The organism is Bacteroides sp. 2_2_4 (genome assembly GCF_000157055.1).
GTDB lineage: Bacteria > Bacteroidota > Bacteroidia > Bacteroidales > Bacteroidaceae > Bacteroides > Bacteroides ovatus.
On sequence record NZ_EQ973360.1, the window covers coordinates 412,225 to 423,594 of the forward strand.

Annotated in this window: 10 protein-coding genes; 7 read left to right on the forward strand and 3 right to left on the reverse strand. The window is 41.3% G+C overall.

Annotated elements, in window-relative coordinates:
* The 4 genes from BSCG_RS13170 to BSCG_RS13155 form a co-directional block, all read left to right on the forward strand.
* On the forward strand, positions 1–1,362 hold a 1,362-nt coding region (locus BSCG_RS13170), incomplete at its 5' end, for a RagB/SusD family nutrient uptake outer membrane protein (protein ID WP_083793661.1).
* Positions 1,363–1,391: 29 nt separating this feature from the next.
* Entirely contained in the window at positions 1,392–3,062 is a 1,671-nt protein-coding gene (locus BSCG_RS13165) for a PQQ-binding-like beta-propeller repeat protein (RefSeq protein ID WP_225483850.1), read from the forward strand.
* A 70-nt stretch (positions 3,063–3,132) separates the two neighbouring features.
* Positions 3,133–4,098 (forward strand): glycerophosphodiester phosphodiesterase family protein, encoded by a 966-nt coding sequence (locus tag BSCG_RS13160; RefSeq protein ID WP_004311901.1) that lies wholly within the window; start codon positions 3,133–3,135, stop codon positions 4,096–4,098.
* A 66-nt stretch (positions 4,099–4,164) separates the two neighbouring features.
* The gene (locus BSCG_RS13155; protein ID WP_004298066.1) at positions 4,165–5,064 is read left to right on the forward strand and encodes a glycerophosphodiester phosphodiesterase family protein; all 900 of its coding nucleotides are present in this window, start codon (positions 4,165–4,167) and stop codon (positions 5,062–5,064) included.
* Positions 5,065–5,171: 107 nt separating this feature from the next.
* Here the strand turns inward: BSCG_RS13155 and BSCG_RS13150 are convergent, their stop codons facing one another.
* The 3 genes from BSCG_RS13150 to BSCG_RS13140 form a co-directional block, all read right to left on the reverse strand.
* Positions 5,172–6,269, reverse strand: a complete 1,098-nt coding sequence (locus BSCG_RS13150; RefSeq protein ID WP_022199967.1) for an SGNH/GDSL hydrolase family protein — start codon at positions 6,267–6,269, stop codon at positions 5,172–5,174.
* A gap of 13 nt (positions 6,270–6,282) precedes the next feature.
* The gene (locus tag BSCG_RS13145; RefSeq protein WP_008776135.1) at positions 6,283–7,851 is read right to left on the reverse strand and encodes an ATP-binding protein; all 1,569 of its coding nucleotides are present in this window, start codon (positions 7,849–7,851) and stop codon (positions 6,283–6,285) included.
* 85 nt (positions 7,852–7,936) lie between these two features.
* Complete coding sequence (locus BSCG_RS13140) at positions 7,937–9,157, reverse strand: M16 family metallopeptidase (RefSeq protein WP_004298062.1); 1,221 nt, start codon at positions 9,155–9,157, stop codon at positions 7,937–7,939.
* Positions 9,158–9,262: 105 nt separating this feature from the next.
* Between BSCG_RS13140 and BSCG_RS13135 the strand changes: the two genes are divergently transcribed.
* From BSCG_RS13135 to BSCG_RS13125, 3 genes are read left to right on the forward strand one after another with little or no spacing between them, the layout of a single operon-like run.
* Complete coding sequence (locus BSCG_RS13135) at positions 9,263–9,796, forward strand: TIGR00730 family Rossman fold protein (protein ID WP_004311906.1); 534 nt, start codon at positions 9,263–9,265, stop codon at positions 9,794–9,796.
* Between the two features lie 6 nt (positions 9,797–9,802).
* A complete protein-coding gene (locus BSCG_RS13130; protein WP_004298060.1) occupies positions 9,803–10,408 on the forward strand; it encodes an SIS domain-containing protein in 606 nt (201 codons plus the stop codon).
* The gene (locus BSCG_RS13125) at positions 10,396–11,316 is read left to right on the forward strand and encodes a carbohydrate kinase family protein (RefSeq protein ID WP_004302990.1); all 921 of its coding nucleotides are present in this window, start codon (positions 10,396–10,398) and stop codon (positions 11,314–11,316) included. The genes BSCG_RS13130 and BSCG_RS13125 overlap by 13 nt, the downstream gene beginning before the upstream one ends.
* Positions 11,317–11,370 lie beyond the last annotated feature (54 nt).

The window sequence follows — 11,370 nt, forward strand, 5'->3', positions numbered from 1 at the left end:
TTAATGACCATAACTGTACTCGCCACGAGCTGTTCTGACTGGCTGGACGACATCAGCCCCCGACATGCAATTCCTCAATCAGCCTTGACGGATGATGATCTCGAAAAGCTATTAAATGGAGTATACGCCACTATGGAAAATTATACATTCACTTTCTGGTGGTTGGATGATATACAAGGGGAAAATTTCAAAGCAGGTCCTGGAGGAGGTCAAATTACAGACCCATGTGAAATGTCTCCCTCGTATACCAATCAGGCAATTAACATTCTCTCCTTTTGGAGAAACTCATTTACAACATTGCATCAGGTCAATTTTCTCGTAGAAACTTATGAAGCTTCCGAAAATAAAGAAAGTGCTCTCATGAAAAAAGTAGGTGGTGTCTCTTACTATTTCCGTGCATTTATTTATTATCGTCTGGCCTCTCATTATGGAAATGTCCCCATCCTGCGTAAACGTTCAAAAGAGGTGGTTCCTATCTCTCCGGAAGCTGAAGTATGGACATTCATCGAAGAGGATTTGGGTAAAGCTATCCGCTTACTGTCAAAAGCAGATTCCAAATGGTACGTATCTTCTGACGCAGCAAATGCACTTGCTGCACGTGTAGCTCTTTTCCAGAACAAGATGACGGATGCTGCAAACTATGCAGAAGCAGTATTAGCTAATTCCAGTTTCTCACTCGCATCCACCGCTATGGATTTCTCTAAAAATTGGGTTGCAGGAAGTTCAAGTCCGGAAATTATATTTGCCTATGTTAATAATTCAAGAGCATCCAGTCCTCTAAACTTCACATTATACGTTAATGACACGGACGGTTCATGGAATTATGCTCCATCTGATTGGTGTTATAATAGTCTTTTTGCTGATGATAATACTCTTTCACGCAAAGGAGACGTACGGTTAAAAGCCACATTCACCAGCCAAGATGCCAACCGCGTAATCAAATATCCGAATGGAACTTATCAATTGGCGGAAACGTCAGATTATACCTGCACACCGGTAGTAATCTCCCGTATTTCAGAAATGTATCTGATAAAAGCCGAAGCTCTCGGAAAAACGAACGGAGCCGCCGCATTAGTGGAATATATGAAAAAAAGATATACTACCGCTCCAAGTGAAGCAGCAATCAAAGCTCTATCGGACAAAGAATATCAGACATTGATCTTGGACGAACGCCGTCGTGAATTTTATGCTGAAGGCATGCGCTGGCAGGACATCAAACGTACAAATCGCTTAGAATTGCTAGAAACACTTGATGGTCGTACTTATCTGATGTATTATCCGATTCCTCAAGATGAGATTGACATGGCCGGTACGGTAGCCTACCCACAAAATCCCGGATATGCGGGATATACAGGAAATTAATAACAAAACCTTAAATGATTATTATGTGTATGACAACTATTAAAAATAAAGTACGGATATGTCCGTTCATATATATTGTTTGTCTTTTATTATTTGCCGCATGCAGCAACGAAGACAATGCCGGGAAAGACATTCCTTCCGCAACTTTCTCAATCGCTCCCGAAAGAGGGCAAATAGAAGGTGAAATACAATTCACTAACGCATCTTATGGAGGTAGTGGCAACTTTACTTATGTATGGGATTTCGGGGATGGAACGACTTCTACCGAAGAAAACCCGAAGCACGTGTACAATGAGAAAGGTATATTTGTTGTTAGTTTGACCATAACCGACAGCAGTGGAAGATCGAACCTCTACCGGAAAACAATTGAAATTACCGATAAAGTAGTAGAAAAAGGAGACCTTACATTACTATGGACCTCCTCCACTCATTTAGCCAAGTTAGTTTCCAATTCCGCCGCTCTTTCTCCTGATGAAAAAACGGTTTACATCAATAGTAATGACCACATATTACATAGTTATGATGTAACTTCAGGTATTGAAAAATGGTCATTCGACATGACTGATCCATCTTGGGGAGCGCAGGCAACAGGAGGCTCAAACATGACACCGTCTGTAGATACGGATGGTACAATCTACATTGGCACAGGTGACGGAAGCAATGGTAAACTATTTGCTATCAATCCTGATGGAAATAAGAAATGGATTACTTTCAATGATCCGACTACCGGTTTCTGGAATAAAGGTAACGCCGCCAATGCCAAAATGCGTAGTGTGTCACCAGCATTTGATGATAAATATGTATACTGTGGTAATGGGGGAAGCACCGGTTCAATGATTGCGGTAGACAAAACAACAGGAAACCGTGTTAGCTATTTAACTAACGCAGATGGTACCAGCGGTCCTGCCGGAGGTGTTTATGCAGGTCCTGTTATCTCCAAACAAGGAATGATGTATATCATGTGTACCAACTACGGAATGTTTGGTGTAGCAAAAGCTACTATGGCTAAAGATGACAATACTTTCAGCCCATGGGCATGGAGAGCATTTGACAGTGGTTTGAACAGCGGCTGTCATGCATCAATGGCCATAGACAATGAAGGAAATGTATATGGCATGATTTATACATCTGATCTGACTACTACCATCTATTCCGTTGCCAGTGACGGTAGTGTACGTTGGACTACCCCTATTGAGAATACCGGCAAACAAGATCAGGGAGGAGTCGTTATCGGCACAGATGGCACTGTATATACCTCATTGAAAAGTCAGGGAGATATGCCTGGCGGAATTGTTGCATTGTCAGCAGGTGGAACTATCAAATGGCAATATGAGATATCAGAAAGTGTCAGCAGTACTCCTGTTATTGATAAGGATGGACATATCTTGTTCGGTACGGAACGTGGTAATTTCTATATCCTTGACGCAAATGGTACTGACGCTATTGCCGTACTTGATGTGGCCGGAGCAATTGCTAACAGCGAAAGTGCTTATGCATCCGAATGGGCTGCAACACAAGGCAAATTCTGGAGTTCACCGGTAGTGGATGCAGACGGGACTATCTATGTGGCCATTACTAACACTCAAGATGAATCGAAAAGTTTATTAGTGGCCCTGTCATCCAAATATGTGAAAGGATTACCAACAACAGGCTGGCCGATGCGTGCAAAAGACGCTCAACACACTGCTACAGTAAAATAATTCAAATCAAACAGGATAGGTTATTTCGATAACCTATCCTACATTATCTAATAAATAAAATAAAAAGACTATGAAGAAAGTATTTTTTCTTTTGGCAATCATCTTACTTGTATCCGGGCAAGTGATGTGTACCAGTTGCGGCTCTTCCAATGATGAATATGAAAACAAAAATCAGCCGACTCCTCCGGATGATAATGAAGACCCGGAGGACCCAGGTGAAGAACCTGACACTAAAAGTTTAACAACCGACTTAAAGAATCTTTCCGGCAACACAAGTCTGAAAATGTGGACTTGCGCTCATCGTAGCAACACCTATAAGGGAATACGTGACGGAATTCCTGAAAATTCTATTCCCGCTATCCAATATGCAATAGAAGTCGGTGCCGATATGATTGAAATAGACCCTAGAGCTACTTCTGACGGAGTAATCGTAAATATGCACAATACAACCATTAATGCTACAACAAACGGAACTGGTGCTGTAGCCAATATGACTTATCAAACTCTTTATCAATATTTTTTAAAAGGTTCTAAAGGTATCACTGAATACAAAGTGCCTACACTTGAGGAAGTATTGGATGCTGCGAAAGGCAAAATCTATGTTTGTGTCGATGTAAAAGAGAAGGGGCTTTTAGGTAAAATCATTAAAACGGTTGCAGAAAAAGGGATGATCGACCAGGTTTGCTATTATACTGGTTCCAGTACATCATATATTGAAGAAATGAATACTATTAACCCTGGAGCCATTCCTTTTCCATGGGTATCCACTGCGGCAGAAGTAAAAGTCCTCGCCAAATATTACAGTAAAGTACAAATGGTACAATTCGGAATAGACAATGCATCTCTCACTGAACTAATGGGAGCTATTAAAGATGCCAAGTTAGTAGGTTATGCCAATCATTTAGATTGGGATAGCGATCTACTGAATAGTAAATATTCGCACCTTCAAACTTTTATAGATAACAAAATAGAAGTTGTGCAAACTGATTACTCTGATCTTGTCAACTCTTATTTAAAAGAAAAAGGATTAAGATAACTTTATAGGATAGTTTTTCATAGGTACCCAATATAGATCAAAACATTTTATTTAAGAAAAGCACGTATGACAAGGAAAATTATATTTCTATTATCAGTTCTTCTGGTTTCATTATCTGCTGAAGCAGAATCCAGAATTGATAAACTATTGAGGAATCTTCACGACAAGAATTCTCAATATGTATTTGTTATAGCTCACCGTGGCGACTGGAGGAATGCTCCGGAGAACTCCATACAATGTATAGAGAATGCCATCGCTATGGGAGCAGACATGGTTGAACTTGACATTCAGCAAACCAAAGACAACAACTTTATTTGTATGCATGACGCAACGCTAGACCGCACTTCAACAGGAAAAGGCGCCATTAAAAACTATACGACAACAGAACTAAAACAATTTGTGCTGAAAAGTGGAAACGGTATAAAGACCCGCCGATCCATACCCACTTTAGAAGAAGCGTTAATGACATGTAAAGACCGTATTCTGGTCAATATAGATAAAGGCGGAACATATATAAAGGAGATTCTTCCCATCATTCGAAAATGTGGAATGGAAAAACAAGTGATTATAAAAGGAAGGTATCCTGTCGAGAAAGTTCAAGAGGAATATGGAACCAATACCAGTATGCTCTATATGCCTATCATTCATTTATGGAAAGAAGAAGATATAAAAGCGACCGAAAGTTTTATTAAAGACTTTACGCCAATAGCCTATGAACTCTGCTTCAAAGACGAACAGACTTCAAATTTAAAGGTTATTGATAAAATTGTACAATCTGGTAGTCGGGTATGGATGAATACTCTATGGGATAGTCTATGCGGTGGACATGATGACGAAAACGCCCTATTAGAAGGTAAAGATAAGCATTGGGGATGGATACTGGAACATAAGGCAACTATGATACAAACTGATCGTCCCCAAGAATTAATCAAATACTTAGAAGATAAAGGTTTAAGGAAACTATAAAATACCAACAGCAACTTAACACATTTGCAAAAGAAAAAGGCCAATTCACCCCCATGAATTGACCTTTATTTTTTTCTATCTGTCTCTGTTATAATCTTTCATTCCTGTTATTCAGCCTTGAATTTGATCTTCAGAATCTTACTGATAGCCAGTTTATATTTCTTCAACATTCGGTCGAATCCCAAGTCATTCGGATGGGTCCCATCTACAGTCCCCTCATGGTCTGTTCCCAAGAATTGATCTTCTTTTATGAAATACAGGTTTTTGACATTTTTCTTTCGCAATACTTCTACCTGTTCAGCGATGGCCTCGTTCTGCCGTTTTACATTCTCACGAGCTTTCTGGTTGAAATTACCTGTTTCACGTATCAATGTCTGTATCACAATAATAGGCGTATCCGGATGCTTCTGGCGCAACGTCATTACAAAATCAACAGTCCGGTCGGTTATCTCTTTGGGAGAAGGATTAGGAATACAATCGAGAATGAAAGCATCCGCATCAATATCCGCCAACATCTCGGCAACTTCTTTCTCCATCTTGCCGTTTCCGCTCAATCCTAAATTGATAAAATTATATCCGCTGCTACGGGACAAACGAGCCGGATAAGCCATCCCGGGACGACTGGCAGATGCTCCCTGCAAAATACTGGACCCGTATACCACTATCTTTTCTTTGAACGGATTTTCTCCTTTACGTATGTGTGCATCAGAAGAAACACCTATTTCCAGACTTTTCAGTTCATCATATAAAGGCAGATATAACAAACATTCTTTCTCTTCCGTACCCATATTATCAACAAGCACTTTTTCCGTAGTCACACCACCCGGTATCCCTACTCCGGCAAATTGCCATTTTCCATCCCGTTTGATATATAAATCCAGACCTTTCTGAGCAACTCTGGTCAGATTGGGTAACTGGTAATTATCAGGAACCATCCATTTGGCTTTTATGACGGGGCTATTCGTTGTAAAAGAGATAGCCAGACCGGCAGAGTTTGTGAATAGTTTCTTCACTGTGGGAGGCATTGTACAATACTTGGCTGTATCTACCCGATGGAAGTATTCGCCTTCGGTAGTTGCTTTGCCTACCAGTAAAAGCTCTTGAGCCGGTACATAGGTAATGTTATCCTTTTGTTGTCCGGAGGCTGTGAAGGGAAGCACCATCAGCCCCAAGCAAACCCAGACATTTCGTATTAAGTTTTTCATAATCAATTTTATATTAAATTTCTTTCGCTACCATCCAGCGCTCTACATTTCGTTTCTCTGCGCTAAACTCTACACCAACTTTTATCACTTGTTGATCCTCTGCCGTATAAGGAAAAGCATAACCTTTTTCTTCAATCTGCTCCATGGCCTGCTCAACAGTCCCATTCAGCTTGAATTCGAAAATATAGATGAACTTCGGGGTTCGTACAACCGCATCTGCACGTCCCCGTGAGCTATGTACTTCTGCCTGCGTGAATTGTCCCATCAGTTTGAATATTAAATATATGATGACTTGATAATGACGTTCAGTCTGGTCATTCAACTCGTAAGGAAAATCTGCAAAGAAAGCTTCAAAGCGGTGCATGAAAGCGTCAACATTGCCTGTACGTAGTTCTTGAACAAACTTACCTATATAAAAGCTTCGTTCTTCATCCGTGACTGCCGTATAAAATGGGAGTAAAAAGTTAAGAAAGCCATAACGTACTTCGTCGTTAGGAAAGCCTAAACGATAAAGTCTAAACTCTCTGTCATAATCTTTAATAGTCAGATAACCACTCTGATAAATCAATGGAATAGGATTTTTCCTATCAGCACGATATTCAGTGAAAGCGGAAGCAGCTGTCTCTATACCATCCATCAGCAAGCGAAGATCATAATCGCTCTCTTTCAATAACTCCACAAGGAAAGTAGGAGTTCCGGTCTGAAACCAGTAATTACCGAACTCTTTACTGAAAAATGCATTCAGAACACTGAATGGATTGAACACTCCTTCTCCATTAGGATGAAAATGATAACCGTCATACTGCCGGGTCATTGTTTCCACAACTTCTTTCGTATTGATGTCATTTGCTTGCGATAAAGCTGCAATCTCCGGTTCAAAATTAGCAAGAAGTTCTTCGCGGGTGATTCCACAAAGAGTAGAGAAGTCATAATTCAGACTGATGTCATTCAATTGGTTCAGATCACTAAACACACTTACTTGCGAGAATTTGGTGACACCTGTCAGAAAAGCAAAACGAAGATAGCGGTCTGCACTCTTCAACACACCGTAGAAAGCTTTCAAAGTAGAACGGTAAGAATTGAGAAGCGGTTCATTCTGAATAGCCTGTAGTAAGGGCTTATCATACTCATCCACCAGGACTACAACACCCCTGCCTGCTTGTTCGGAGGCACGACGAATGACACCCAAGAAGCGGGAAGACAAAGTGGTTTCATCTTCTCCCCTGCCATATATAGCTTCCCATTGAGTTAACTGGTTACTTAAAATAGCATCCAATCTGTCCGGTGAATCATATTTCTCGGCATTCAAATCCAGATGCAGTACGGGATATTCTTCCCACTTCTTTTCTAATTGTTCCACGGCAAGTCCCGTGAAAAGGTCACGCCGTCCCTTGAAATAGGCTTCAAACGTAGAAATTAACAAACTCTTTCCGAATCGGCGCGGACGGCTTAAAAAAAAAGGTTTACCGATGTTTGCCATAGTCCACATCAATGCGGTCTTATCTACATACAAGTATCCGTCATTGCGGATATCTTCGAAAGTCTGAATCCCGATAGGGAGTTTTCTGCCCGTCACCAACATACAATTTCTACTATTAGATTGTTATCACATACGTATCTGCTACAAAAATACGAATTCTGGCAATGAAAGCAAATCTGTCAATCAATTATTTGTAAATCAACGTAGATAAGTATTCCTCTGCAAACATCTCATTGGCAACTTCCAACAACATCTCTGCTGTTAGCTCTTCTATACGCTTAAAAACAAGCTCGGATGATTCATACTTATGATAATGAAGGAATGTTTTCGCCATCCCTAACGCATTATTCTCAAAGTTATCGGACGCTACTCCGATTTGCCCGATCAACTGCTTTTTCGCTGCCGCCAACTGGGAAGAAGTCATCTTTGTATCGCGCATCCGCTTCAATTCCTTATAGGTCAATTTCAGGCAAGTATCCATGTCATCCACATCCGTCCCGAAATAAATACAGAAAGCTCCCGTATCCGTATAGGAAGTCAGATTGGATTCGACATTATAGACCAGTCCTCTGCGTTCGCGAAGGGACACATTCAGTTTACTATTCATTCCGGGACCTCCAAGGACATTATTCAGCAGATAGAGTGCAGTACGCTTGTCATCATACGCATTATAGCCACGGCTACCGATCATAACATGTGCCTGGTGCGTATCTCTAGCCACCGTCAAATGTTCCGGCACATACAGAGGCGGAGGTGTACGCCGATTCTCTACCTTCACATCAGGAATATCCAACAGGTATTTTTCTACCAGGCGGATGATTCTCTTGAACTCGTACTGCCCCTGAACAAAAAACACCATATTTCCCGGTTGGTAAAAACGGCGGGTAAACGATAGAACATCTTCCGTGCGAAAACTTCGCAGAAGTTCCGGCTTACCAAGAATGTTTCTTCCCAATGGATGATTGCGGAAGATCATGTCTTCAAAATCGTCAAATATCAGTTCCGACGGAGTATCTTCATACGACTGGATTTCATCGATAATGACCTCTGTTTCTTTTTCTATCTCATGCTGCGGAAAGGTTGAATGAAATACAATATCCCCCAACAACTCAAGCGCACGTTCCAGATGTTCTTTCAGGAAAGCGGCATAGACGACAGTTTCTTCCTTATTTGTGTAGGCATTCAGGTCACCACCTACATTCTCCATCCGGTTGAGGATATGCCAGGCTTTCCGCTTCTCCGTTCCCTTAAAAATCAGATGTTCTACAAAATGGGCCATTCCCTGCTCATTCTCCGCTTCATCACGAGTTCCGGCATCAATCGCAAAACCACAATAAGCTACTTTTGAGAGGGTTGGTTCATGGATAATACGCAGGCCATTTGGCAATGTATATTCGTTACCTTGCATCGTTTTATACTTCCTTATTGAATTAATGCCACAAAAATACAATAAAACTTATTGCTGTTTATAGAAAATTGCAGATATTTGTGGACTATAACAGCAACAACGTATATGGAAAAGATAGGAATATTCTGTTCCGCCTCCGATAACATTGACAAAATGTACTTCGAAAGCGCCAGCCAAATAGGCAAATGGATGGGGCAGACAGGCAAAACCTTGATATATGGAGGAGCCAGCCTCGGATTAATGGAATGCATAGCTCGTGCCGTGAAAGAAAATGGTGGTAAGGTTATTGGAGTAGTTCCTGCCAAACTGGAAGAGAATGGCAAGGTAAGCACTCTGTTAGATGAAGAAATTCATACCCGTAACTTGAGTGACCGCAAAGATATCATAACGGAGAAGTCGGAGGTATTGGTTGCACTCCCCGGAGGCGTCGGTACTCTTGATGAGATTTTCCACGTAATAGCCGCTGCCTCTATCGGATATCATCGGAAGAAGGTCATTTTCTACAATGAATATGGTTTTTACGATGAGCTATTAAAAGCACTCCACACCCTGGAGGACAAAGGTTTTGCACGACAGCCTTTCTCAACCTATTACGAAGTAGCAAACACATTAAATGAATTAAAAGAAAAAATAAACTAATCCTATATGATAGACTCCATCAAACAACTTTTGCAACAGGAAGCACAAGCTGTGCTCAACATCCCCGTAACAGACGCTTATGAAAAAGCGGTGAAACTGATTGTAGAACAAATACACCAGAAAAAGGGAAAACTGGTAACTTCCGGTATGGGAAAAGCCGGGCAGATTGCTATGAACATTGCTACGACTTTCTGTTCCACCGGTATTCCATCCGTCTTTCTGCATCCTAGCGAGGCGCAACACGGGGATTTGGGTATCTTACAAAAAAACGATCTACTCCTGCTGATCTCTAACTCTGGCAAGACACGTGAGATTGTGGAATTAACCCGCCTGGCCCATAATCTGGACCCGGATCTGAAGTTTATCGTTATCACCGGAAATCCGGATAGTCCGCTGGCAAAAGAATCGGATGTCTGTCTAAGTACCGGCAAGCCTGCAGAAGTCTGTGTGTTAGGGATGACTCCTACTACATCCACTACTGCCATGACAGTGATCGGAGATATATTGGTAGTACAAACCATGAAGGAAACAGGATTTACTATCGCTGAATATTCAAAACGTCACCACGGCGGTTATCTGGGAGAAAAATCAAGATCACTATGCGAAAAGTAATCGGTATCGGAGAGACCATCCTCGATATCATCTTTCGAGGTGACCAGCCTTCTGCCGCCGTACCGGGAGGTTCTGTATTCAACGGTATTGTCTCATTGGGACGAATGGGAATAAACGTCGGCTTCATCAGTGAAACCGGGAATGACCGTGTAGGCAATATTATCCTGCAGTTTATGCGTGAGAATCATATCCCAACCGATCATGTAAATGTATTCCCGGATGGAAAATCGCCCGTATCCTTAGCTTTCCTGAACGAGCAGAGTGATGCTGAATATATCTTCTACAAAGACTACCCGAAGCAACGTCTGGATGTTCTGTTTCCGAAACTAGAGGAAGACGACATTGTCATGGTGGGTTCTTATTACGCACTGAATCCGGTTCTGAGGGAGAAGATTCTCGAATTACTAGATCAGGCACGTGAAAAGAAAGCCATCATCTATTATGACCCGAATTTCCGTTCTTCACACAAGAATGAAGCCATGAAACTGGCTCCGACCATTATTGAAAATCTGGAATATGCGGATATTGTACGCGGTTCTTTAGAGGATTTTCTATATATGTATAACATGCAGGATATAGACAAGATTTACAAGGATAAAATCAAATTCTACTGTCCCCGGTTCATCTGTACTGCAGGTGCGGAAAAGGTAGCGTTACGCACTAATCTGGTCAATAAAGATTATCCGATAGAACCATTACAAGCAGTCAGTACTATTGGAGCTGGTGATAACTTCAATGCAGGGCTGATCTACGGATTACTCAAATACGATGTCCGATACCGCGATCTAAATAACTTGAATGAAGAGATCTGGGATAAAATAATCCAATGCGGGAAAGACTTCGCAGCTGAAGTTTGCCGAAGTTTCAGCAATTCGGTTTCGGTGGAGTTTGCACAAAAATACAAGTGATATTACAAATAAGGATTTGGATATAAGTAATTCATCCAGCGAAATCCCTATTTT